This is a genomic window from Pedobacter metabolipauper (assembly GCF_004362715.1).
Classification (GTDB): domain Bacteria; phylum Bacteroidota; class Bacteroidia; order Sphingobacteriales; family Sphingobacteriaceae; genus Pedobacter; species Pedobacter metabolipauper.
Window position 1 is genome coordinate 1,017,841 of the sequence record NZ_SNYC01000004.1, and the last position, 25,384, is coordinate 1,043,224.

Sequence of the window (25,384 nt, forward strand, 5' to 3'; positions counted from 1 at the left end):
ACTATCGGCAAAGCGATAAAGCTACAAATTGCGCTAAGCAACGGCGGGTAAGAAAAGCCTGATTTTCATTCCAGATCTCCCCGAGACTGCTATCAAACGCACTATTACAATTTATTTACAAAGTTTACATTTTTATTTACAATTCAAACCGCTCGACCCGAAAGATATCGAAGTAGATTTGCTGAATCAATTTGAAAGGATATGAAAAATACAAGAAATGTCATCTATGTGCTGATCTTACCGCTGGTTGTGGTGAGCGGGCTAGTGTTTGCTAATCGTGAAATTAAAAATGAAACTGGTCGATCCCCAAAACCGTTATCCATCGCTGAAAGGAAAGCCAGCCTGGATAGCAGGAAAAAATGGGAGGCTTCTCCTGACGGTATAAAGTATAAAGAATGGGAGGTTTCTCCTGAAGGTAAAAAAGTGCATGCCAGTCATGATAAAATAAGGAAGTACATAAAGGCTTTCACCAATATGGAGGCTGTGGTAACCTCTGTTACTTTTCAGCGCGCAAACGCGAAATCATCAGGACCAAAATGGCTTATAGTTAGGATTGATGGCGAAGAATACATGATGCAATTTATTCCGAAGGATTTTCAGCAGTTAAATAACCTGAAAGTTAACGACAAAATAATTGTAAGAAGCCGCAGCGCAGGGTATTCGCCTAATCATCCATATTTGATTGTATCGGGCGACTATATTGAGCGAAATAACAAGATACTTTTTAAACGTGATTTTAGCAAAAATAACGGTTGCTGAGGATTAACCGCAATAGTCATTAAAACTAGCGCTAATGCCGCCCTAAACACTAACAAGTGTTCAACGAATCTCCCTTTTGGGCTACAAAAAAAACATCAATCACACTGCAGTGCCTCATAAAGTGTCTAACTTTTTGGAGGCACTGCAAAAGTAAAGCGGCTTTTTCATTGATTACCCCTGATGCTCAGGCGCACCGTTAGGATCCATCCATACAAATTCCCAATGATGGCCATCAAGGTCCTCAAAGCTATGCTGGTACATAAAGCCGTAGTCACTGGCAGGATTAGGTATTGTTGCCCCTGCTGCTGCTGCTTTGTCTACCATTTCGTTAACGGCATCTTTACTATCGGCAGATAAGGCAATGGTACACTCTACTGCTTTATGGGCATTTACAATTTCCTTTTTGGTAAAAGTCTGAAAATATGTTTCTGTCAGCAGCATGATGTAAATGGTATCGCTGATGATCATGCAGGTTGCTTTCTCGTCAGTAAATTTAGGGTTAAACGTATAACCAAGCTTAGTGAAAAACGCTACAGATCTGTTGAGGTCTTTAACCGCCAGGTTCACAAAAATTTGAGTTGCCATAAGTGTTCTTCTGATTTAGTTTATCTAAAGGTACAGTAATGTCACGGACGTGCAAATGTGTAAAAATGACAAATTAGGGGGGTGATTGCGACTTGTATGATATAGAACCAAAGTTGGGACGAACCTCATTTACCATTCTACCCTAATCCAACACAGCTGCCGTAAGTTTAACGATATCATCAAAAAGCGATTGATCTGGTGTTGACTTTGCCGTAACACGCATGCCTTTTACCGCATTGAAAATAAATCTGGCCAGGGCCATTGCATCTTGACTGTTCTCAATTTCTCCAGTATCCTGTCCTTTTTTAATTACCTGGTAAAAAGCATCTTCCATCTGTTGATCGTTTTTGCAAACGATGTTGTTTACTTCCTGATCATGTGGGGCTACTTCTACTTCGGCATTAACCATAAAGCACCCTTTCTGCTGTTTATCACCAATTAATTCGGAGGTAACCAGTTTTAATAATTTTTTGATGGTTTCCTTTGCCGAATCGGTCTGGTTAATGATTTCTTGAATTTTAGCGCTTCCGGCAAACTGGTAACTTTCTAAGGCTTTTAAAAACAAGGTATGTTTATCGGTGTAAGTGTCGTACAAACTGGAGCGACTGATTCCCAAAGCATCTACAAGATCTTGCATAGAGGTGCCATTGTAACCTTTGTGCCAAAAAAGCTGTATCGCTTTGGTTAGCACCATTTGTTCATCAAAATCCTTTGTTCTTGCCATAACCAGAAATAGCCTTGCTATAAAGCAAAGCTATTCATTTTAATTTAATTATTCAGATGGAGGGATTATCTCACCCCTCCACTAACGATCAGTATCTCTCCAGTTAACCAACGGGAATCCTCAGATGCAAGGAATGTTGCCACATCAGCAATGTCATCAGGCTGACCAATCCGTCCCAGCGGAGTTGTACGTGCCATTTCTGTTTCAAAATCGCTGCCAATAAATCCGGCAGTATGTGTACCTTCAGTTTCTACCATACCTGGATTAATAGAGTTTACGCGAATCTTTTTTCCGCTCAGTTCTTTGGCAAGTACGTGCGTAATCGCATCAACTGAAGCTTTGGTAGCTGTGTATACAGAACTTCCCACTGGTGTGATGTTACTCACTGCCGAACCAATATTGATGATGCTTCCGCCTTGTTCATTAAAATGCTTAACGGCACCCTTTGTAGTGAGCAATAAGCCCAGCACATTGGTATTAAACTGCGTGTGAAAATCTTCCGCATTGATTTCTTCTATGGCACCAAATTTATAAACACCGGCATTGTTTACCAGGATGTCAACTGCTCCGAAAGCTTTGGCTGTTTCTTCAAATAAATGGGCAATTTGGGTTTCATCGGTTACATTACCCTGAATGGCAATTGCTTTACCACCGTTAGCGGTAATCTCTGCAACAACTTGATCTGCTCCGGTTTTGGCCGATGCATAATTTACTACTACACTTGCGCCAGCAGCTGCAAGGCCTTTGGCTATAGCCGCACCAATACCTTTCGAGGCTCCGGTTACTACGGCAACTTTATTTGCTAATTTTTTCATTTTATAATTATTTTTATATTTTGGAATAATCGTTCCGCAAATATAAATCTAATTCGGAATGATTGTTCCGTTAAAAGAATTATTGATGATATGATGACAAATGTAGATCGGTTAGAAAACAGCTACTCTGATTTCAAAGAAGATTCAGGACTTATTGTGGCGGCTTTATAAGCCTGGAAGAAAACGGTAATAAGTGATATGAGTAGGGTAAGCAAAGCAGCAGCGCCGAAAAACCACAATTTGAGGTTAATGCAGTTTACGAATGATTCTAACCAGTTGATGCAAACCAGGTAGCAATAGGAAAAGTTAGTTCAAAATCAGTTTATAAAAAACAACTGTGATCTGGTTATGCTTATAAGGAAAGCTTTAAAAAATATATATCTTCATCATAACAAGTGGCAAAGACTATGGAAAAAGCGGAGAACAGGAAGATCCGGATTGCAAGTTCATTTAAGGTTCCCATTGAATTTATGTGGGAAGTTTGGACTAATCCCGAACACATTACAAACTGGTGGGGTCCAAAAGGATTTACTTCAGCTATTCATAAGATGGACTTTAAAGAAGGTGGAGAGTGGAAATTGACCTTGCACGGACCAGATGGAACAAACTTTCCAAATAGAAGTGTTTTCAAGGAAATTATTCCGTTTAAGAAAATCGTATTTGAACATTTTAATCCACATTTCATAACTACAGTTACTTTTGAGCTTAAAGGCCAGGAAACCCAAATAGATTGGTCTTTGCTATTCGATACGGTTGCAATGTATGATACAATAGTCAAAGTACATAAAGCTGATGAGGGACAAAAAGAAAATATAGAAAGACTTGAAAAATACCTCTCAAAGCTATACAGTGAATCAAAAACTTAATAGATTGCTGGTAGCAGATTTAGTAAATCCTGGATATTATTTCTCAGCTTAAAAGCTGAATGTTTTGTAATACTTACTGGTTGCTGGTGGCAGATCTGGAAAGATTTTAATATTTAATCTGGCAACTTTAAAATTATTTAAAGATTTTTTAAGTGCAATTTTTTGATGATGATAATGCTCCTGTATGCCAGTAACTTATAATATTTCCTATTCGTTGTAAATTAAATTATACATTGATCAAATGCCTTCTATAACCCTCAGAAAATAGTTTTTTCAAAATTTGGTTTCCTATTCTAAAATGCAGAAGCTTGTATACACTAAAAAAATATGATGTAAACAAAGCTATTGTTATAACTTGCAGAATCTTCAAAAAAATTGAAGCATTCAGCACTTAAGAATCTCGGCATGGAAACCTCAGAATTTCAATAAAGCGAGACGATAAAGTGATGAGTGCCCGCACTCTTGCGTAGGATGGAGTGTGTGGGCACCACTTATCTCGTTTTGGGTCTCTGAGGACCTCTGTGCCGGTAAGTTGGGGTCCACACACTTTATCTTAAACAGGAAGCTTTATAGCCGGAAACCCGGGTCCGGCTATAGATTTTCCAAATCCACTTGCTTATTCAGATTTCAAATCCATAAATTATCGGGTTAATAAGGTTACTATAAGGGTGAGACGATGGACACGTATACCTGAAAATTGCTTGTAAGGTAATTTTTCATGACTGGCTCTTTTCCGGAGATTCTTCGGAGATTCTTTGGACATTGTATGGAATAACCCATTCAATGTGCGCGGATACTCCATTTATAGCGAGAAATATATTTTCTTTATAGTAAGTGTCTGTCCGGGCTCTTTTTAATGCGTTCTAACTACTCTTCTAAAACTGTTTCGGTTTTAGCTTTTGAGCCGCAAGTTCTGCGATCTCGCTGATTCTTTTTTGTCTAGTCTCTGGTCGCTTAGCAAGAACCAACCATTGTAACATACTTTTTCTGACAGACTTACTTAAACTTAGAAAAAAATCCATTGAACCCGGGTTGGTATTAAATTCTTTTTCCAGATCTTCCGGTATCATTAATTCTTCAACATCGTCTAAAATTATCCAGGAACCGTTTTGTTTTGCAGTGTCAATGCTTTCGTAACCTGCCTGGGTCATGAGTCCTTCGTTAATGAGCTGCTTAATCTTACCCTTGTTTACTTTTGACCAAACACTGTTTGGTTTCCGCCTGCAGAAAAACTGTGTAAACGTATCCTCGTCAAGAGTCTTTCTTGTGCTGTCTATCCAGCCAAAGCATAAGGCTTCGTCAACTGCATCACTATAAGTTAATGTTGGAAGGTTAGACTTCTTTTTATAATAAACAAGCCAGACAGATTGCTTTAAACCATGGTTTTCCTTTAACCACAGCCGCCACTCTTGCCGGCTTGCCGGACAAAAAGATTCAATCTCTTTTTCCTTCTTAATCATAATTAAGCACCAAATTGTCTAAGGTGATGGTCAAAGTGTTTCCACTGCATAATGGCCCATTGTTCTGGTGTAAGTTCCCCAAAAAAAGCATGTGGAGTAGTGGCACATTTCGCCGGCCCGCCATCAGAAAATATTGTGATTTGTTCTATAACTTTCGCCTTTTCTTTTTCAAAGTCCGGATTGTCTTTAATGATATAACTTTGATCTGTAGCACTGTTCTTAGGGAATGGTTTTTCACCAAAAAAAGCAGGCTTCAATAACTTACCAAACAACCGGCCAACAAATCCCAGTCTTTTAGAGAAACTTAATCCCATTGCGGTTTCAAGAGAGGCGTTGCAATGTGCCAGCATTTGATTTACATTCATTTTACCCCATTGCCTTTGCGCATTTGGTGACAGTTTTTCGATTCTTACTAAGATACCTGCTGTATCGGATTGATTGAATAAATTGTTCATTTTTTTATTAATTTTTACGTTTACAGGGCAAAGCTAAGCTGGTGTAACGACAGCCCTATGTCAGGGGTAAAAAAAAATTAATGATAGCGGTCAAAATATTCTTGCAGGGTCATTTGGTGCGGGTTAAATTTCTCTTCAAGAATTTCCAGTTTTTTAATCCTGTCCAAACGGAAAAACCTAAATTCATTTCTTAAGCGGCACCAGGCTACCAGGAGCCAATTTTCCTGGGTACTTATCAATGCGAAAGGCTCAATCAATCTATCCGTGGCCGAATTGGCTTCATTGGTATATTCAATTCTTGTGAGGCAAAAATTTGTGAGTGCAAATTGTAAATCAGATAAGTTATTGCTGTTTCTCTCACTGTTCATATTTTGACTGAACCGGGTTCGCTCGGCAAGCAGATTTGCTTTGTCTTTTATCGTATGCCCCAATACTGCCTTAATTTTATCGATCGCTTCTATGTAGTCTTTAATAAATGAAGTGTCTTTATTTTTTAACACCAACTGCTCTGCAAGGATTAAAGCATTGGCCTGACTTTCGGTAAACATGACAGGCGGAATCTTGTAACCTTCCATCAGTTTATAGCCTTTTCCGTCTTCTGTCAAAATCGGAACACCAGCTTGTTCTAATGCCCTGATGTCCCGATAAATCGTTCTGATGCTAACGGAAAACTTGTTTGCCAATTCAGACGCAGTCAAAAGTCGTTTCGTTTGCAGCTGGGTTAAAATTGCCGTTAGCCGTGAAAGTCGTTTCGTATCATTGCCGTTCATGATTTAAATTTTCAACAGGTGTTTTTTTTGTGATGGGATTATCTAAAATGGTGCGTAACATGATAAATGTATGCAATAATACCAAAAACAATCATTCATTTTAAATGATTCCTTTTTCCAGCTTTTAGATAATCCTATTTCCAGCCGCCTCCCAAATTGCGATAGATGTTGGTTACTGTGGTTAGCTGATCTTTTTTGGTTTCGATCAGTTCCAGTTTTGATTCCAGCGCATCCCGTTGTGTCATTAATACCTCGAAATAATCTGCCCTTGCCGATTTAAATAAGTCGTTTGAAATGTCAATCGAGGATGTCAGTACATCCACCTGCCTGGATTTTAGGCTATACTTTTTCTCCAGGTTATCGGCCTTAGAAAGCTGGTTGCTTACTTCAAGATAGGCATTCAAGATTGTACGCTCGTATTTATACATGGCCTGAAGCTGCCTGGCATTGGCAGAAGCAAACTCAGCCTTAATGGCATTTCTGTTCACCAATGGAGCTACCAGATCTCCAGCTACTGAATACAGCACCGATTCCGGGAGTTTTACGATGTATGAAGGTTTAAAAGCTTGAAGGCCCAGCGCAGCAGAGATGCCAAGCGAAGGATAGAATTCAGCCCGCGCAACTTTTACATCCAGTTTGGCAGCGGCCAGTTCCAGTTCTGCTTGCTTAATATCAGGTCTGTTGGCTAACAATTGTAATGGGATACCCGCGTGCACCGATATCGGCGCCACAGTTAAAAAACTGCTTTTATCTCTTGGTATCTCTTGTGGATAGCGACCAAGCAATAGATTGATCCGATTTTCAGTCTCCCTGATACTTTGCTGCAGGTCAAATTCCAAACTTTGAGAATTTAATACCTCTGCTCTAAATTTCTGCACAGCCAGTTCTGTGACACGGCTTGCCTCTTTTTGCACCTTTACCAATTCCAAAGCATTATTTTGCAGCGCGATGTTTTGTTTAACAAGCTCCAGCTGATTGTCAAATGCCAGCAATTCATAATAAGAGTTTGCAACCTCCGAGATCAGATTTGTAAACAGGAAGTTTTTACCTTCAACGCTGGCCAGATAACGAGTAATTGCTGCTTTTTTTGAGTTGTGAAGCTTTTTCCAAATGTCAATTTCCCAGTTGGCATAAAATCCGGAAAGATAATTTGTTAGCGGGTCTGGTGTCGCTTTTCCCGGCGCAATCTCTGTACTTGCATCGCCTGCACCCTGACTGGTATACCTGCCCACTTTTTCAACATCAGCACCAAACCGGGCTGCTAATGTTGGCATGAGTTGTCCCTGTCTTAACCTGATCTCACTTCTTGCAATTTCAATTTCCTGCAAGGTGCCCTCCATTTCCTGATTGTTTTTGAGTGCGGTATCGATCAGGCTGATCAAGTTCTTGTCGGTAAAGAAAGCCCGCCATTGTGTGCCCGAGCTATTGGCTGTATCCAGGCTATTGCCATAAGATGCGGGTACAGCCCTGTTTTCTACTGTCTGGTTAATTGCCGGGACTTTACAGCTGGCCATAGCTAACGCAATTGCTGCCAACCCTATTATTGGATAATGCTTGAATTTAAACATTGTGATCAATTTCTTCGGTTAATGGATTTTCTTCTTCATTTTTAATTAAAGTATGTCTCTCAGCGATTTTGCCAAATACATAATAAAGGCCGGGGATGATCAATACGCCGAAAAGCGTACCAAATAGCATACCTCCGGCTGCAGCCGAACCGATTGTCCGGTTACCATTTGAACCGGGGCCAGATGCAAAAACCAAGGGGATCAATCCTGCTATAAAAGCAAATGAAGTCATTAGGATAGGACGGAACCTTACTGCAGAACCTTCAATAGCAGCCTGAAGCACAGGGTAGCCGGCCTTATGTTTTTGAACGGCAAACTCAACGATCAATACGGCATTCTTACCCAGCAATCCAATGAGCATTACCATGGCTACCTGTGCATAGATGTTGTTTTCCAAACCCAGCAATTTGAGCAGCACAAAAGCTCCGAAAATTCCTGCTGGTAACGACAGGATCACAGCAAAGGGAAGTAAGAAACTTTCATACTGTGCGGCCAATAACAAGTATACAAAGGCCAGGCAGATCAAGAAGATATAAACGGCCTGATTGCCTTTGCCAACTTCGTCTTTTGAAATCCCTGCCCAGTCGATCCCGAATCCCCGTGGCAGGGTTTTCTGAGCAACCTCGGTAACTGCTTCAATCGCCGAACCACTGCTGTATCCTGGTGCAGCTGCCCCGCTGATTTCTGAAGCATTATACATGTTGTGCCGTGTAATTTCAGATAAGCCATAAACTTTTTCGATGTGCATGAAGGCAGAAAAAGGAACCATCTCGTCGCGGTTGTTTTTAACATAAAGTTTCAACACATCCTCAGGCAATGCCCTGTATTGTGGTAAAGCCTGCACCATTACCTTGTATTGCCGGTCGTACTTAATAAAACTGGTCTCGTAATTACTGCCTACCAACGTAGAAAGCGTATTCATTGCATTCTCAATGGTTACACCTTTCTGTTGTGCAATATCATTGTCTATTTTTAACATGTATTGAGGGAAGCTGGCACTGTAAAAAGTAAATACAGAGGAGAGTTCTGGTCGTTTATTCAGCTCCCGTACAAAGTCGCGGCTTACCGTTTCCATTTTTTTATAATCTCCAGATCCGCCTTTGTCGAGTAAACGTAACTCAAATCCACCTGCAGCGCCGTAGCCCGGTACCGCTGGCGGCTGGAAAAACTCGATGGTGGCGCCACCAATGTCTTTAGATTTTTCTTCTAGCTCAGTGATCACTTCCTGTACATTATGCTTCCGTTCTTCCCAGCTTTTTAAGTTGATCAAACACGTGCCTGAATTCGCTCCTGTACCTTCTGTAAGGATCTCGTAACCTGCCAATGACGAAACAGACTTTACATCATCCATACCTTCTGCAATTTTCTGCAGCTTTTCGGCAATCTGGTTGGTGCGTTCCAAAGAAGAGCCCGGAGGCGTTTGAATAACTGCGTAAAACATTCCCTGATCTTCATTCGGGATGAACCCGGAAGGAAGGGTATTGTTCATGAACCAGATGCCTGCACAAAACGCAATGAAAATACTAAGCGTAATCATCCGTCGGTTTACAATCAGTCCAAGTACCTTTTGATAGCGACCGGTTAAACGGCCAAACCAATTGTTAAAACCGTCTAATGTTCGGTTTAATACTGTTTTTTTCCTCGCTTTACCATGGTTGTTCTTTAACATGACCGCACAAAGTGCCGGTGTAAGGGTCAAGGCAACCACGCCGGATAAAATAATGGCTGTAGCCATCGTGATGGAGAATTGTCTGTAAAAGATCCCAACCGGGCCAGACATAAATGCAACCGGAATAAATACTGCTGCCATCACAAATGTTATGGCAATGATTGCACCGCTAATCTCATGCATGGCTTCCTCGGTAGCTTTAAGCGGGGAGAGCCCCTTTTCTTCCATTTTTGCGTGTACGGCTTCAATCACAACAATCGCATTATCTACCACGATCCCAATAGCGAGTACCAGGGCAAATAAAGTAATGAGGTTTAGTGTAATGCCGAAATACTGCATGAACATGAAAGTGCCGATTAAAGACACAGGAACCGCAATGGCGGGAATGAGTGTCGATCGCCAATCTCCAAGAAAAAGGAACACTACCAGGCCTACCAGAACAAATGCTTCCAGTAGCGTGTGGATTACCTTATCGATGGAGGCATCCAGGAACTTCGAAACGTCATAACTGATTTCATAATCTAATCCGTTTGGAAAGGAAGAAGATTTGATCTCCGCTAATTTCGTTTTAATGTCTTTGATTACCTGGCTCGCATTACTTCCATAAGATTGTTTTACCACAATCGCTGCAGAGGGTTTACCATTCAGGTTTGAATATAAATCGTAATACGAGCTGCCGAATTCTACATCTGCCACATCTTTCAGGCGAAGCACCTCCCCATTAGAAGTAGATTTAAGGATTACGTTTTCATAACCTTCTTTTGTGCTAAAACGTCCGGGATATTTCAATACGTACTCAAATGCCTGCGATCGTTTACCAGAGCTTTCTCCAGTTTTACCAGGTGAGGCTTCTAGACTTTGCTCATCCAGTGCTTTCAATACTTCGTCTGCAGAGATTTTGTGTGCCAGCATCCGGTCTGGTTTTAGCCAGATCCGCATGGCGTATTCGCGGTTACCAAGAATATCTGCCACACCAACACCATCCACACGTTTCAATTCTGACAGTACGTTGATGTCTGCAAAGTTGAATAAGAATTTCTGATCCATCTTCGGGTCTTTACTGTAAAGATTGATGTACATCAGCATATTTGATTCTTCCCTGGTTATTTTTACGCCTTCCCGTACCACGATTGGAGGGAGCTTGTTGATAACTGATGCAACCCGGTTTTGGATATTTACAGAAGCCTGGTTTGGATCTGTTCCCAGGTTAAAGATCACCTGGATGGTTGCCTCTCCGTCGTTTCCAGCATCAGAGGCCATATATTTCATTCCTGGAACACCATTGATGGCACGTTCCAAGGGTATGATTACCGATTTAATCATCAGCTCTCCATTGGCACCAGGGTATTCTGCGGTGATGTTCACCTTCGGCGGAGAAATGGAAGGGAACTGCGTTACAGGTAATTGTGTGATTGCCAATACACCGAGGAAAGTGATGATCAGTGAGATGACAATAGACAGGACGGGCCTGTGTATGAATTTATTAAACATAAGATTTCTTTAGTTAGATACAGGCTATTCAGCTTTCAATTGCAGATGTGAGATCACCTCTTTTGGAGATACAAATGCATATTTGATTTGATCGTTTTCTTTCACCTTCTGTACGCCATCAAGCAGAATTTGATCACCTTCCGCAATGCCGCTGGCTATGATATAAAGATCTGGTATTGACCCGGCAAGCATAATATTTCTTGAACGGACCTTGCCTTTTTTATCAACAACAAATACATATACTTTATCTTGAATTTCATAGGTGGCCTTTTGCGGAATGATCAGCGCATTTCGCAATGGCATTGTCATCAGTACCTTGCCGGTCTCGCCATTTCTCAGCAATTTATTCGTATTGGGAAATCTTGCCCTAAAGGCAATACTCCCTGTCTCATTATTAAATTCGCCCTCAACGGTTTCTATATTTCCTTTGTCCTGCAGCATTTCATTATTGGCAAGCACCAGGCTCACCTTGGTATTGCCGCGGTCTTTTACATGGGTTTGATAATTTAAATACTCTGGTTCTGAAACGTTGAAATAAGCAAACATTTGGCTATTGTCAGATAAACTGGTTAATAGTTCACCTTCATCAACTACGCTGCCCAGTTTTTTAGGGATGCGGTCAATCATACCGTCAAAGGGTGCCCTGATCTCTGTAAGCGATAAGTGAAGTTTGGCCAGAGAAACTTCTGCTCTGGACTGATCGAGTTTCGCAACCGCCATGGCCAGTTCATTTTTAGAAACTACGTTTTTATCGGTTAACGTTTTCGTATTCTGCATTTCAATTTCTGATGCTTTTTGTTCGGCCAGAGCTTTTAATAATTCTGCCTCATACATTTTAGGCATCATCTTAAACAGCAGCTGACCAGCTTTTACAGGTTGACCCTCGTCTACATAAATTTGCTGCAGATAACCCTTCTCACGGGCCCTGATTTCGATGTTACGCACAGAGAGGATCTGCGACACATATTCTTTCGTAAAGGAGGTGTCGATTTTTAGCGGACTGGTTACAGTGTAGTGTTCAACCTCTTCTTTTTCCTGTTTTTTCTGTGTACAGCCGGTCTGGCATAACAAGACATACAAGCCTACGAGCATTAAAGGTTTTTTCATCATAAAATTTGTTGGTAAGAATAAAAAATCTATAAAATGAGCTATTCGCATATTGTTTTTTTTCAATGAGGCGAAGTAATCAATCAATTATGAAGAAAAGATGAAGTTGAGTGCTCGTTAAGATTTTACCATAATACCGTGACGGTACAGGATACATTAACTCCACGAATTAACTAGATTTGATTACCTGTACTAACGGGGCTAATCAAATGGTATATGAACAGAACAAATAACCTCCAGCTGCTGCTGTTAATAGTGGTATTGATTACCAGTCAATTTGTATTTGGACAGGCGAAGACTTCTAACAGCAAAAAGAAATATGACATCGCTGCGTTTTTGTATCCGGCATATGCCAGTGATGATCCCAGGCTGCGTCCTTTCTGGCCCTCCGGTATTGGAGAATGGGAAACGGTTACTTCAGTGCAGACCAGGTTTCCAGGGCATTATTGGAATAGAATACCGCTATGGGGAACAGTTAATGAGGCAGACCCTGCAATCATGTCCATGGAAATTAACCAGGCCGTAAAACATGGTGTAAATGTTTTCATCTTTGACTGGTACTGGTATGATGGAAGGCCATTTATGGAAACTACCCTTAACAATGGATTTCTTAAAGCAGATAATGCCGATCAGATGAAGTTTTATCTCATGTGGGCAAATCATGATGTGGTCAACACCTGGGACACGCGTTTAAATAGATACAATGAAAATAATGTAATCTGGACGGGTAAAGTAAGCCGGGCTGAATTCGAAAAAATATGCAGGCGGAATATTGAAAAGTATTTTAAACTCCCTCAATATTATAAGATCGATGGCAAGCCCGTATTTATGATCTACGATATGCCGCAATTAATTGATGGGCTGGGCGGAGTGGACCAGGCTACCGATGCCTTAAAGTGGTTTAAGGAGGAAACTAAAAAGGCGGGTTTTCCTGGATTGGAACTTCAGTTAACCATGTGGTCAATCAATGTAAACCACAGCGGTTTCGATGGCAGTAAAACTAAAAACCCTGAAAATGCATTTGTAAAGAAATTAGGCTTTACCAGTGCTACACATTATCAGTTCGCTCATTTTGCGAACGTAAATGATGATTATCTAAATATCCTGAATGGAGTTAAAAAAGAATGGGCACGTATTGATACGGCGTTCGATTTTACCTATTACCCTCACATTAGTGTTGGCTGGGACAATAGCCCACGGACCCAGCGGAGTGCTGTAGTAAAGAACAATACGCCGGAGAACTTTGAAAAGGGTTTAAGAATGGCCAAAGAGTTTGCAGATGCACATCCCAAACAAGTTCCGCTGATTACCATTAACAGCTGGAATGAATGGACTGAAACCAGTTACCTGCAACCAGATAATGTATATGGTTATGGATACCTAAAAGCCATTAAAAAGGTATTTGTTGATGACTGAAACCGGACATTGGATATAATCCCATCATTATCCATGGGCTGCTTCAAAAAGGTTTAGTTGTTCCAAATGATGAGCAGTCCCGGTAAATTGAAAATATTTCACTACCTGGTAGTTTTCGGGAGGTTGGGCATCCGTTTTATTGATTCGTCGTTTGATGAGTAACATTCCGCTGGCATTAAAAGAAGCTTTGAATTCCTGCTGTTTCCACTCCGGCCATGCCTGATTAAACTGCTGTTCTGACATTCCCCTTGCTATGGTTAAATGAGGATCGCTCATGTATACAGGCTTATTCTTTTCAATGGTAGTGATGATCGGTTTAAGTTTAGATCTCATCGTTTTAACCAATTCAGATATCTGAACACCATTTATTACTTTAATATATATGGTGTGTGGTGGATACTGTCCGAAGCCGCATAAATTAACCGGAATTGGAAAAATAGATCTTGAGAGTTTTTCCAGGGTTTTAATTAAATAAATCTCTACGCTTTGGAATTGATGAAAATTAATCAGGGTAAGATGCGGTTTTAAATGTGCTGATTTTTTACAATCGTACTTATCTCTATATTCCTTTTTTATGGCTAAGATATCTGCATTAACTTTCTCATCCGGAGAAAAAACCAATAGGTATTGATAAAGAAGATCGTTTTCTTTATTTGTCGGTAATGAATCCATAAGCCATTTTTAGAAAACTAAAATTACTAATAATTTTAGTAAAATTAAAGCCTGATTGAAACTTACATCATTGATGATTTATATTAGGTTAACTGACGCAGCAAAATGAAAAAATACTACATTCTCCAAAAGAAATGGGCATTCTTTTTAGGAATGTAGTATTTTCGTAACTTAAATAGGTGAGAAGGGGCAGCATTAATACCAAATCACTATTTTTAATTACATCCTAAATTATAACAATGGAGATCGGTATTATTGGACTTGGTGACATGGGTAAGCTATACGCTTTGTGTTTTGCTAAAGCAGGATATTCTGTGTTTGGTTCAGATTTGCCGGCATCTATAGAGAAACTAAGAGAAGAGCTGGCCCCGGCCGGGATTGAGGTTCTGGATGATGGTCATGCCGTTTCCCGCAGGGCCGATGTGATCTTTTATGCTGTAGAAGCCGAGAAGATCAATGAAGTATTAAGCCAATATGGAAGTTCTACCAAATACGGTGCAATTGTGGCTGGTCAGACATCAGTTAAACAACCTGAGATTGCCGCCTTTGAAAAGCACCTGCCTAAAGATGTCCATATCATTACTTGTCATTCTTTACACGGACCGGCATTTGATCCTGCTGGCCAAAAGCTGGTTGTAATTCCTTACCGGACAACAGACGAAGCTTATAAACGCATGATCGACCTGCTTTCCTCACTGGGATCTGATATGGTTGAGATGGACTATAAAGAACACGATAGGATTGTTGCCGATACACAGGCTGTTACGCACATGGGCTTTGAAAGCATGGGTACCGCATGGAAGGAGTCAGGGTTTTTTCCCTGGGAGAATGAATCGTATATTGGAGGAATAGACCACGTTAAAATAGTAACTACACTTCGCATCTTTAGCTATAAAGCACACATCTATGCTGGCCTGGCTATTTTAAATCCGTATGCACGTTTACAGGTCAAGCAATATGCAAACTCTGAATCCGCATTGTTCAAAATGATGATCATGGAAAAAGAGCATGAGTTTAGAAAACGGATCTATACGGCCAGGGATTTCATGTTTGCAAATAAGGAGCAGCCCATGCTGTTGAATGGCAATGTGATGAAGGAGTTTTCACCATCTGGCGGACCAGCAGTTAGAAAACCAAATTCCCACCTGAGTTTACTGAGCATGGCTGATGCCTGGCACACCCTTGGCGTAAATCCATATGATAATTTAATTTGTCAGACACCGCCCTTTAAATTGAGGTTGGGTATCGTAGAATATTTGTTCAGAAATGAAGATCTGCTGGAAGAATCCATTGAAGCTGCGTTGTTTGACAAAAAGATCCGTGCAGACGATCTTGAATTTCATTCTGCAGTACGCGAGTGGTCGTCCATTATTGGATATGGCGATATGGAAGGCTATAAACAGCATTTTGAGCAGGTCAAATTGTTCTTCGGTGAAAGGCTGATCGAGGGCAGAAATGAAAGTGCAGAATGGATCAGGAAGCTGGCAGTTAACACTTAACAACCCCATTTACGAAAAGTCATAGTATAGTAAAAGACTAAAATAGATGCTTTTGTTTTGTAACATTTTTGTATATTTGTTATAGTTATTCACACGAACAATTAAACAAAATCTATTTGACGCAAAACTTACCTAATTAGTATACACACACAGAGTTCACCAAACCAATTCTATGAGAAAATACATTTTAGGCGGAGCAGGTATTGCATTAATCACCCTTTCGCTTTTTACAATGAGCTGGAAATCTCCAGTTGAAACCCAACCTATTGTCCGTACAGTAGCTGAAGATTCTTTATACAACAAATACGTTAAAGATCTTTACGACTCGGCCAAACTGGAGATTTCAGGATTAAACAGGGCGGTTTTTGAAAAAGCCATCACCGGATTTTATAATCTTAAAATTACCGGTAAACTTTCCAACACCAAATCTGTGATCAGCATTGCCGATATGAATCAGTCTAGCACTGCCAAACGGTTATGGATCATTGATCTGGACCATAAAAAACTGCTTTTAAACACTTGGGTTGCACATGGGCAGCAAAGTGGTGCTGATATGGCTACGCGCTTTTCTAATGTAAATGACTCTTTTCAAAGCAGCCTGGGCTTTTATGTAACCGGAGAGATCTACAATGGTAAACATGGTAAATCCCTTAAGCTGGATGGCATGGACCAGGGTTATAATGATAACGCACGCAGCCGCTCAATTGTAGTACATGGGGCATCTTATGTTGGCCAGGGTACTATAAATGCTTTAGGAAGGCTTGGACGCAGTCAGGGATGCCCTGCCGTTGCTCCTGAGCTTGCAGATAAAGTGATCAATACCATTGAAGGTAAAACCGTATTGTTTATCAATGGTAGTGATGATCACTATACTTCAAGATTCCTGGATCATCACATTGCTGCAGATCTTGCAGGCGTAGCAACAGCCGATTCATCAGTTATTGCAAGCAAGTAGGTATTATTTGCCTGCGCTAAGCCTTTGCAGATAGCTGTCCAGTACAATATCAAGACCATAAACATCCTTACGGAAATGAAGGACATTTTGTCCGTCAGTCCATGCCGTAATATAAGTTAAGTATACTGCAACCTGTGGGCTAAGTACAATGTCTTTAGCCTCAGGTTTGTCACTTTGCATTTCCTTTTTAATGGTTTGATATTTTGTGCCTTCCCCAAATAGAGCAAGGGCCAGGTCCAGCGGCTTTTCTACGCGTACACAACCATGGCTTACTGCGCGCATGGGTAGGTTAAAGGCTGCCTTAGCAGGGGTATCATGAAGATAAACACTCTCGTCATTCTGGAAAAGAAATTTGATCTTACCGAGGGAGTTGTCATCGCCAGGGCGCTGTTTAAATGTATAGATTTTACCTGCATCAGCAGCAGAAAAATCGATGGTTTCCGGATCTTCTACAATTTTACCATCCTTATAAACATCAATATTCTTATTGGAAAGGTAAAACCGGTCCTTTGCAGCGTCTTTGGTAATCTCATTGGTTGCAATGCTCTCCGGAATATTCCATACCGGGTTTACCTGTACACTGTGGATCATGCTGTTCAGTTGAGGTGTTTCCCTGGAGAATGGCCTGTCCTTACTTAAGCCCGTTTCATCATACTCTTTTAAGTCTGCCGTAAGGTCTTTATTTCTGCCCTCACCAACACATACCTTCATAGTTAGTACAGACTTGTTGTTGTCAATTACATCCAGGCTAAAATCTGCAATGTTTACCAGCACATATTTTTTCTCTGATGGTTTATTTTTCCATCTCAGTCTTTCCAGGTTGGCTTTAAGGATCCTGCTGGTCTCTTCTTTATCTATTTGTGGCCCTACTACGCCTTCACTTAAAGCTTTTTGTAAAGCCAGGTACTGCGGCATTTTAGGCTGTATGCTATCCAGGTAGTTTTTAAGGTCTTTGACTGCAAAGATCCTGATCATACTGATGCTGTCCGGGCGCTTTGTTTTTGTATAATAATTGGCATAGATCTTTCTGGGGCTAAGTATGCCAAACTGCATCGCATTGCTGTAGTTGATAAAGGAATTTGCCAGCATTAATTCCAGATCTGCAAGATCCTGGTAGGCTTCTTCTTTTGTCTTTATGGCTTTTTTATCGTAAAATTTACCAGTTAGGGTGCTGATCTGCTCCGCGCTAAAGATCCTGGGATCTAAACCATGTTCTCCGGTTTTACTTAAATATTCAGGAATATTTTTCAATTGTCCCTTAGGTAAATGCTGCAGGATCAATATGGGCTCATAATCTTTAGATTCATAAAATGATGTGATCAACTTTGGATTGGTCATTTTAGATTTCCCCTGTTCGAGGGTTCTTTTCATGATTACAGCAAATGTGTCTGCATTCAGGTCTTTAAAAACCTTATTCCTGGTTTCTGAGAATAATACCTTTGATATGTCGGATCTGACTTTCTTTTTACATGCCGGTAAAATAATGGATAAGGAGGCAATTGCCAAAAGAAAGATCAGTGTTGTTTTAGATCGGTTAGATTTATGCATAGTTAGCTATTACTAAAAATTATGCCACGATAAGGTTTCTTTCCAGTAAATTTTTACAGAAAGAATACGGTTTGTTCCCTCAAATTATAAAAGAGGATGTAAATTCGCAGCCAAATAAAATAGGATCATGATGATGCAGAGAAGAGTGGTAGTTACTGGTGTTGGGGCTTTAACGCCAATTGGGAATGAGGTAAAAACCTTTTGGGATAATGCGGTTGCCGGAAAAAGCGGAGCAGCAAAGATCACCCGTTTTGATGCCTCATTATTTAAGACCCAATTTGCCTGCGAACTTAAAAACTTTGATGCCTCCTCTTATCTGGACCGGGCAGATCTGAAAAGAACTGATCTGTATACACAGTATGCATTAATTGCATCGGATGAAGCCATTCGGGATTCTGGTTTTGAATTCGACAAGATGGATCCTTTTGATGTCGGTGTGATCTGGGGTTCGGCCCAGGGTGGTATGGATACTTTTGAACAGCAGGTTACGGAATTTGCACAAGGGAATGGCCAACCCAGGTTTAGCCCATTTTTTGTGCCTAAGTTTCTGATTAATATGGCTTCCGGACTAATATCTCTTAGAAATGGGTATATGGGAATCAATTACAGTGCTGTTTCTGCATGTGCAACAGGTAATACCGCCATAATGGATGCCTTTAATTACATCCGCTGGGGCAAAGCCAAGATCATCGTTGCAGGTGGTTCTGAATCTCCGATCTCTCCGGCTTCTATTGGCGGGTTTTCATCGATGAAAGCCATGTCCACTTTAAATGATAATCCTGAAGGTGCATCCAGACCCTTTGATGTAAACCGCGACGGTTTTGTAATGGGCGAGGGGGCAGGTGCATTAGTCCTGGAAGAATATGAACATGCGGTAAGCAGGGGTGCTACAATATATGGAGAAGTTGCCGGTGCTGCGATGACTGCAGATGCCTATCACATGACATCTACCCATCCTGAAGGTTTAGGGGCTTCACAGGCCATGAGACTCGCCTTAAAAGAAGCAAACATAGGTATTCAGCAGGTTGACTATCTGAATACCCATGCGACTTCTACACCAGTTGGTGATCTTTCTGAGATTATGGCCGTTACCAATTTAACAGGAACGGAACGTCTGAACTTAAAGATCAGTGCTACTAAATCAATAACCGGACATCTATTAGGTGCTGCCGGCGCCATTGAGGCCATTATTTGCCTGTTAGCGATGCGTGACGGGGTTATACCGCCTACTATAAATACGGTTAACCTTGATCCGGCTATTCCCGGTAATTTAAATATCGTGCTTAAAGAGGCCGTAAGCGCAAAAGTTGCGGTGGCCATGAGCAACACTTTTGGTTTCGGAGGCCACAACGCAACGGTAGTTTTTAAATCTATTTAGCCGCAATTCTCCAGATCGTACTGCTTACATCATCTGCAACTAATAACGCTCCATCGGGTGCTACAGCAACACCAACTGGTCTGCCATAAACATCCCCTTTATCCTGATCGGCAATAAATCCGGTCAGGAAGTCTTGAAGCGGACCGCTTGGTTTTCCATTTTTAAAGGGAACAAAAGCAACCTTATATCCGGATAATGCAGATCTGTTCCATGATCCATGCTGACCAATAAATGCACCGCTTTTGTATTTTTCCGGAAATTTACTGCCGGTATAAAATGCAAGGCCCAATGATGCCGTATGTGCGCCTACCTGTACATCAGGGACAAGGGCTTTAGCCACAAGATCGGGCTTCTGTCCTTTTAAACGGGGATCTTTATGCTGTCCATAATAGGAGTAAGGCCATCCGTAAAAACCACCTTCTTTAACACTGGTAATATAATCCGGTACAAGGTTGTCTCCCAGTCCGTCACGTTCATTTACGGCTGTCCACAAGGTACCGGTACCTGGTGCCCAACTCATACCAACCGGATTTCTTAATCCTGCGGCATAGATCCGTTCGCCGGTTCCATCCGGATTGATCTCTAAAATGTTTGCTCTCCGCACTTCATTCTCCATTCCATTTTCTCCTGCATTACTGCCTGATCCTACAGACACATAGATTTTAGAATTATCTGAGTTGGCAATCAGGTTACGTGTCCAGTGGTTGTTATATCCGCCAGCTGGCAAGCTTAGAATTTTGGTTCCTTTAGCGGTAATTTTAGTATCGCCGGCTTTGTACGGATATTTCCATAAGCCATCTGTATTGGCTACATAGAATGAGTTTCCAATAATGAGTACGCCATAAGGTTGATTAAGACCTGCAAGGAAATTGGTTTGCAGCTCTGGCACGCCATCCTGATCTTTATCCCTTAAAAGAACTACGGTATTTGCACTTTCTCCGGCCACTTCAGCTTTCGCTTTTCCTGTAATTAAATTTGCTGCTGCTTCTTTTAAAGAGCGTTCGGAATTGGAAAGCACAACAAAAATATCACCATTGGGTGCTACATAGATGTTTCTCGGACTTTTAAAATTACTTGCAAAACGGGTAACGGTAAAACCTTCAGGGGCAACAGGTGTTTTGCCATCCGGCCAGCCGATGACCTTGCTAAACTTGTTTTTTGACGCATTGGTATCTGGCGCAGGAAGCGAAGCCTGTTGCGTTGTGTCTGAAACTGTTGCTAAGCTGTCGCCAGCCGTGTTTTCTTTATTTGTTGTTGAATTACAGGCCACAAATAGTGGTGCGGCTGCAACAAAAAAAAGCAGTCTTTTCATAAAGTTAGATTATTAAAATGTTATAGTAGCTCGTTTTGAGCATCTGTTTTATAACATTAAAGAATCTCTTTTAGTTTTACCCATACGTTTTTAGCCAGTATCTTTTGTCCTTCAGCGGTTGGATGAATTCCGTCATTCTGGTTTAATGCGGGTATGCCGCCTACACCTTCCAGTAAAAATGGAACAAAGGTCATCTTGTTTTTTACAGCCAGCTGTTTGAACATATCCTTGAAATCTGAGGCATATTTTTCACCCATATTTGGAGGTATCTGCATTCCTGCCAATACCATCTTTGCCTCCGGGTATTTGTTTTTTACAGTGTCAATGATCGATTGTAAGTTCCGTGTGGTTTCTGAGACGGAAACGCCGCGCAGACCATCATTTGCACCCAGTTCCAGTACAAATATGGATATAGGCTGTTTAAGTACCCATCCGATCCTGCTTTTGCCTGCTGCAGATGTTTCTCCGCTCAATCCGGCATTTACTACATGATAAGGCAGGTTAATGGCGTCTATTTTTTGCTGGATCAGGTTAGGGTATGCTTCATTAGGATCTTCAAGACCAAGACCGGCAGTAAGACTGGTGCCAAAAAAAAGAATTTTCTTCTTGTTAGCAGCTGTGGCCGCAGCTGCTGAAGTGGCTGTAGTATCAGAAACCTTTGCTGTTTCTTTGTCTCCATTCTTTGAGCTGTTTCCACACGATGAGAAAAAAATAGCAAGAAATGTTATGATAAGGGTTGAAGTGTTGCGTAACATATATGTAATATAAAAATCTAAAATTAGTCTTTAGTAACCTGACCTTGTATATTTAACAGGTGATGTGGCTTTAAGTTTACAATATACCAGTATTTAGCACATTATACATTCAAATTAAAAAGCGATTTAACTATGTCTGCAGAAAACATCCTGAGTATTGAAAACGTAAGTAAGGTCTATAAAAGTGCGGGGAAGGAGCTTACGGTATTAAATGCCATTAATTTCTCGGTAACTGCAGGTTCAACTTTAGCCATTACCGGTCCTTCCGGAAGTGGAAAAACCACGCTTTTGGGTCTTTGCGCAGGATTAGACAGATCCAGCTCAGGCATCGTGAGGCTTAATGGGGTTCAGTTGGACGGACTTAGCGAAGATGAAAGGGCTGCGGTAAGGAATAAATATGTCGGCTTTATTTTTCAAAACTTCCAGTTAATGCCTACGCTTACTGCGCTTGAAAATGTGATGGTACCCATGGAACTGAGGGGCCTTAAAAATATACGGGCGCATGCTTTGGATCTGCTTGATAAAGTTGGCCTGGCAGAACGCTCACACCACTATCCTGTACAGCTTTCCGGCGGCGAACAGCAGCGTGTTTCTCTTGCCCGTGCGTTTTCAAATAAACCAGCTTTGCTTTTTGCAGATGAGCCTACGGGTAACCTGGATGCTGAAACCAGTGAAAAGGTAGAGAAATTAATGTTTGAATTGAACAGGGATGCAGGAACAACCCTGGTGATCGTTACCCACGATCTGGATCTGGCTATGCGTACCAGCAGGATCATAAAAATTAAAGGTGGTCAGCTGATTTCTGATGAGTCTAACTAAAATTTCAGATATGCCCGAAAATAAATCCGTATACAGCAGACCTGTAAATTTTGGCTGGCTATTTAAAATGGCCTGGCGCGATAGCCGTCGCAACAGGGGGCGGCTTTTTCTTTTTATTTCTTCCATTATTTTAGGTATTGCAGCCCTGGTTGCGGTATATTCCTTCAAAGATAATTTACAGCGTGACATTGAAGATCAGGCTAAGAACCTGGCTGGTGCAGACTTGACCATAGACTCGCGAAAAGTTGTAAGTAAGAAGGCAAGTGTGCTTTTAGATACACTGGGTGATGAACAGGCAACTGAAAGAAGCTTTGCTTCTATGGTTTATTTTTTAAAGAATAATGGCAGCAGGCTTGTTCAGATCCGCGCGCTGAAGGGAAATTATCCTTACTATGGGCATATAGAAACCATTCCTTTTACTGCAGAAGATAGTTTTAAAAAGGATAGACGTGCATTGGTTGATAAAACCGTGATGCTCCAGTTTAATGCAAAGGTTGGAGATTCGATCAAGGTTGGATCACTTTCATTTGCCATTGAAGGTATACTGGAGAAAGCACCCGGACAAACAGGCATCTCTTCTACGGTTGCCCCTATTGTTTACATCCCGCTCAGGTATCTGGAACAAACCGGACTTACCAAAATAGGAAGCAGGATCCAGTACAAATATTATTACAAATTCAGCAATCCCGAAAAGGTAGAAGCAGTACTTAAGAAAATCCAGCCTCTTCTGGATAAGGAAGGGCTGGATGCAGAAACCGTTGCTTCAAAGAAAGAGGAAACCGGAAGATCATTCCGCGATGTTACCAGATTTTTATCACTATCCGGATTCATTGCCTTACTGCTTGGCTGTATTGGTGTTGGTAGTGCTGTTCATGTATACATTGGCGAAAAACTGGGTTCAATTGCTACCCTAAGGTGCCTCGGCGTAAAAGCCTGGGAAGCTTTTATGATCTACCTCATTCAAATTGTTTTCATTGGGTTAACCGGTGCAATCCTCGGATCAATCCTTGGAACATTGATCCAGTTTGTGCTCCCTGTTGTGTTGAAAGATTTTATTCCGGTAGAACTTACCATGCAGATCTCCTGGAGTGCAATAGGTCAGGGCGTAATGCTCGGAATGATCATTTCTGTATTGTTCGCATTGCCTTCTCTTCTTTCTGTTCGGAGGATATCCCCTTTAAATGCCTTAAGATTGTCTTTTGAGAAGTCTAATCAATCTGTAGATTACTTAAAATGGATGGTTTATGTACTTATATTTTCTTTTGTTTTGATATTTACCTGGCTCCAGATGCGCGGTTGGATAGAGGCAATTATATTTACTGGAAGCATTGGTATTGCATTTTTATTACTTTACGGGTTGTCTAAACTTTTGATGGGTTTGATCCGGAGGTTAATGCCTGCGTCCCTTAGCTATTTATGGCGGCAGGGTTTTGCAAACTTATACCGTCCAAATAACCAAACCAGCATGCTTACCGTTTCTATTGGTCTTTCTACAGCGTTTATTTGCACCTTATTTTTTGTGCAGGGCATATTAATGGACCGTGTAACCCTGTCTTCTGGTGAAAATCAGGCCAATATGGTATTATTTGACATTCAGAATGACCAGAACGGTGCCGTTGCAAAGCTTACAAAAGATTTTAAGCTTCCGGTAATGAGCCAGGTTCCTATTGTGACGGTAAGGATAGAAGAGATCAATGGTAAGAAAGGTAAAGGTACCTCGGAAAGGGCTTTTCGCGGAGAATTGCGGGTAACCTTTCAGGATACCCTTACTGCGGCTGAAAAAATAGTAAAAGGCACCTGGACGGGTAAGACAGCACCTTCTGGGATCGTATATGTTTCTCTGGAAGAGGGTTATGCAAAGCGGATCCAGGTTGACGTTGGTGATAAGATTGTCTTTAATGTACAGGGAATGCTCATCCCTGCTGTAGTTGGCAGTTTAAGGAGCGTGAACTGGGCCAGGATGCAGACGAATTTCAGGGTTACCTTTCCAACTGGCGTTTTAGAAGATGCCCCTCAGTTTCATGTTCTCATGACCCGTGTTACATCCGGAACGGTTTCTGCCAATTTTCAGGGTGCCGTAGTACGCAATTTCCCTAATGTTTCTGTTATTGATCTGCAGCTTATTTTAGATGTTCTGGATGAATTGTTATCCAAGATTGGATTTGTGATCCAATTTATGGCCGCTTTTAGCATGGCTACAGGTTGGATTGTGCTGATCTCAGCCGTTTTAACCAGTAAAAACCAAAGGTTAAAGGAAATTGCGCTGTTACGTACATTGGGAGCAAGCAGGAAACAGATTGTCATGATCACAGCATTAGAATATTTATTTCTTGGAGCCATTTCTGCAGGTGCAGGAATGATCCTGGCGATTGGCGGAAGCTGGGCATTGGCCATATTCAGCTTCAATGCAAGCTTTGTTCCGCCACTTCTTCCAATCTTAGTGTTATTTCTGACTATATGTTTCCTGGTTTTGATTACAGGGGTATTAAGCAGCCGTAAAGTATTAAATACCGCTCCGCTAACAGTTTTGAATGCTTAAAGAGCCAGTCTTTTAAAGTCATCCGTTTTTAATGTTGCTGCTTTGCCCCAGTTGTCATCTTCTCTAAAATCATCATCGGGATGAAAATAATAGTCTTTTTTTCTGAAAGATAAAATTGGCTTTATTCTGTTGTCTCCAGCCATCTTTGTTTTTGATTTAATCTGTTTCATGAGGATAAGGTTAGATTAAGTGTACAGATGAATTAAATACGGGATCTTATTG

The 25,384-nt window shown here is 41.1% G+C and carries 22 protein-coding genes; 8 read left to right on the plus strand and 14 right to left on the minus strand.

Annotation, left to right across the window (positions count from 1 at the left end):
• The first annotated feature begins 201 nt into the window (after positions 1–201).
• Positions 202–759 carry a hypothetical protein gene (locus tag ATK78_RS11110; RefSeq protein ID WP_133576151.1) on the plus strand — a complete coding sequence of 186 codons (558 nt, stop codon included), beginning with the start codon at positions 202–204 and terminating at the stop codon, positions 757–759.
• Between the two features lie 171 nt (positions 760–930).
• On the opposite strand, the gene ATK78_RS11115 is transcribed toward ATK78_RS11110, so the two are convergent.
• The 3 genes from ATK78_RS11115 to ATK78_RS11125 all read right to left on the minus strand — a co-directional run bounded on the left by ATK78_RS11115 (position 931) and on the right by ATK78_RS11125 (position 2,883).
• Positions 931–1,344, minus strand: a complete 414-nt coding sequence (locus ATK78_RS11115; protein ID WP_133576152.1) for a VOC family protein — start codon at positions 1,342–1,344, stop codon at positions 931–933.
• 142 nt (positions 1,345–1,486) lie between these two features.
• A complete protein-coding gene (locus ATK78_RS11120; RefSeq protein WP_133576153.1) occupies positions 1,487–2,068 on the minus strand; it encodes a TetR/AcrR family transcriptional regulator in 582 nt (193 codons plus the stop codon).
• Positions 2,069–2,133: 65 nt separating this feature from the next.
• Positions 2,134–2,883: a glucose 1-dehydrogenase gene (locus ATK78_RS11125; RefSeq protein WP_133576154.1), complete on the minus strand. Its 750-nt coding sequence runs from the start codon at positions 2,881–2,883 to the stop codon at positions 2,134–2,136.
• Positions 2,884–3,290: 407 nt separating this feature from the next.
• Here ATK78_RS11125 and ATK78_RS11130 point away from each other — a divergent pair, with 407 nt between their 5' ends.
• Positions 3,291–3,749 carry an SRPBCC domain-containing protein gene (locus ATK78_RS11130; protein ID WP_133576155.1) on the plus strand — a complete coding sequence of 153 codons (459 nt, stop codon included), beginning with the start codon at positions 3,291–3,293 and terminating at the stop codon, positions 3,747–3,749.
• 875 nt (positions 3,750–4,624) lie between these two features.
• On the opposite strand, the gene ATK78_RS11135 is transcribed toward ATK78_RS11130, so the two are convergent.
• The 6 genes from ATK78_RS11135 to ATK78_RS11160 form a co-directional block, all read right to left on the minus strand.
• Positions 4,625–5,209: a YdeI/OmpD-associated family protein gene (locus tag ATK78_RS11135; RefSeq protein ID WP_133576156.1), complete on the minus strand. Its 585-nt coding sequence runs from the start codon at positions 5,207–5,209 to the stop codon at positions 4,625–4,627.
• A gap of 2 nt (positions 5,210–5,211) precedes the next feature.
• Positions 5,212–5,664 carry a DUF1569 domain-containing protein gene (locus ATK78_RS11140; protein WP_133576157.1) on the minus strand — a complete coding sequence of 151 codons (453 nt, stop codon included), beginning with the start codon at positions 5,662–5,664 and terminating at the stop codon, positions 5,212–5,214.
• Between the two features lie 77 nt (positions 5,665–5,741).
• On the minus strand, positions 5,742–6,434 hold the full coding sequence (locus ATK78_RS11145) for a helix-turn-helix transcriptional regulator (protein WP_133576158.1): 693 nt from the start codon (positions 6,432–6,434) through the stop codon (positions 5,742–5,744).
• A gap of 134 nt (positions 6,435–6,568) precedes the next feature.
• The gene (locus tag ATK78_RS11150; protein WP_133576159.1) at positions 6,569–8,002 is read right to left on the minus strand and encodes a TolC family protein; all 1,434 of its coding nucleotides are present in this window, start codon (positions 8,000–8,002) and stop codon (positions 6,569–6,571) included.
• Positions 7,995–11,162 (minus strand): efflux RND transporter permease subunit, encoded by a 3,168-nt coding sequence (locus tag ATK78_RS11155; protein ID WP_133576160.1) that lies wholly within the window; start codon positions 11,160–11,162, stop codon positions 7,995–7,997. The genes ATK78_RS11150 and ATK78_RS11155 overlap by 8 nt, the downstream gene beginning before the upstream one ends.
• 24 nt (positions 11,163–11,186) lie before the next feature.
• Entirely contained in the window at positions 11,187–12,272 is a 1,086-nt protein-coding gene (locus ATK78_RS11160) for an efflux RND transporter periplasmic adaptor subunit (RefSeq protein ID WP_317126201.1), read from the minus strand.
• Between the two features lie 213 nt (positions 12,273–12,485).
• Between ATK78_RS11160 and ATK78_RS11165 the strand changes: the two genes are divergently transcribed.
• Positions 12,486–13,685 (plus strand): glycosyltransferase WbsX family protein, encoded by a 1,200-nt coding sequence (locus ATK78_RS11165; protein WP_133576161.1) that lies wholly within the window; start codon positions 12,486–12,488, stop codon positions 13,683–13,685.
• 27 nt (positions 13,686–13,712) lie between these two features.
• On the opposite strand, the gene ATK78_RS11170 is transcribed toward ATK78_RS11165, so the two are convergent.
• Positions 13,713–14,357 carry a 2'-5' RNA ligase family protein gene (locus ATK78_RS11170; RefSeq protein WP_133576162.1) on the minus strand — a complete coding sequence of 215 codons (645 nt, stop codon included), beginning with the start codon at positions 14,355–14,357 and terminating at the stop codon, positions 13,713–13,715.
• Between the two features lie 239 nt (positions 14,358–14,596).
• On the opposite strand from ATK78_RS11170, the gene ATK78_RS11175 reads away from it, so the two are divergent.
• A complete protein-coding gene (locus ATK78_RS11175; protein ID WP_133576163.1) occupies positions 14,597–15,856 on the plus strand; it encodes a prephenate dehydrogenase in 1,260 nt (419 codons plus the stop codon).
• Between the two features lie 172 nt (positions 15,857–16,028).
• Positions 16,029–16,811 carry a murein L,D-transpeptidase catalytic domain family protein gene (locus ATK78_RS11180; RefSeq protein ID WP_133576164.1) on the plus strand — a complete coding sequence of 261 codons (783 nt, stop codon included), beginning with the start codon at positions 16,029–16,031 and terminating at the stop codon, positions 16,809–16,811.
• Between the two features lie 3 nt (positions 16,812–16,814).
• Here ATK78_RS11180 and ATK78_RS11185 read toward each other — a convergent pair whose 3' ends face one another.
• Positions 16,815–18,359 (minus strand): L,D-transpeptidase scaffold domain-containing protein, encoded by a 1,545-nt coding sequence (locus ATK78_RS11185; protein ID WP_243732499.1) that lies wholly within the window; start codon positions 18,357–18,359, stop codon positions 16,815–16,817.
• Positions 18,360–18,492: 133 nt separating this feature from the next.
• Between ATK78_RS11185 and fabF the strand changes: the two genes are divergently transcribed.
• A complete protein-coding gene (gene fabF, locus ATK78_RS11190; protein ID WP_133576444.1) occupies positions 18,493–19,737 on the plus strand; it encodes a beta-ketoacyl-ACP synthase II in 1,245 nt (414 codons plus the stop codon).
• Here the strand turns inward: fabF and ATK78_RS11195 are convergent.
• Both ATK78_RS11195 and ATK78_RS11200 read right to left on the minus strand, forming a co-directional pair.
• Positions 19,730–21,049 carry a PQQ-dependent sugar dehydrogenase gene (locus tag ATK78_RS11195; protein WP_133576165.1) on the minus strand — a complete coding sequence of 440 codons (1,320 nt, stop codon included), beginning with the start codon at positions 21,047–21,049 and terminating at the stop codon, positions 19,730–19,732. The two genes, fabF and ATK78_RS11195, sit on opposite strands and share 8 nt — an antisense overlap.
• Before the next feature lie 56 nt (positions 21,050–21,105).
• Complete coding sequence (locus ATK78_RS11200) at positions 21,106–21,804, minus strand: arylesterase (RefSeq protein ID WP_133576166.1); 699 nt, start codon at positions 21,802–21,804, stop codon at positions 21,106–21,108.
• Between the two features lie 132 nt (positions 21,805–21,936).
• Between ATK78_RS11200 and ATK78_RS11205 the strand changes: the two genes are divergently transcribed.
• Complete coding sequence (locus ATK78_RS11205) at positions 21,937–22,623, plus strand: ABC transporter ATP-binding protein (protein WP_133576167.1); 687 nt, start codon at positions 21,937–21,939, stop codon at positions 22,621–22,623.
• Positions 22,624–22,633: 10 nt separating this feature from the next.
• Complete coding sequence (locus tag ATK78_RS11210) at positions 22,634–25,162, plus strand: ABC transporter permease (RefSeq protein WP_208112343.1); 2,529 nt, start codon at positions 22,634–22,636, stop codon at positions 25,160–25,162.
• Here ATK78_RS11210 and ATK78_RS22755 read toward each other — a convergent pair.
• Positions 25,159–25,332: a hypothetical protein gene (locus tag ATK78_RS22755; protein WP_166664860.1), complete on the minus strand. Its 174-nt coding sequence runs from the start codon at positions 25,330–25,332 to the stop codon at positions 25,159–25,161. The two genes, ATK78_RS11210 and ATK78_RS22755, sit on opposite strands and share 4 nt — an antisense overlap.
• Positions 25,333–25,384: the final 52 nt, after the last annotated feature.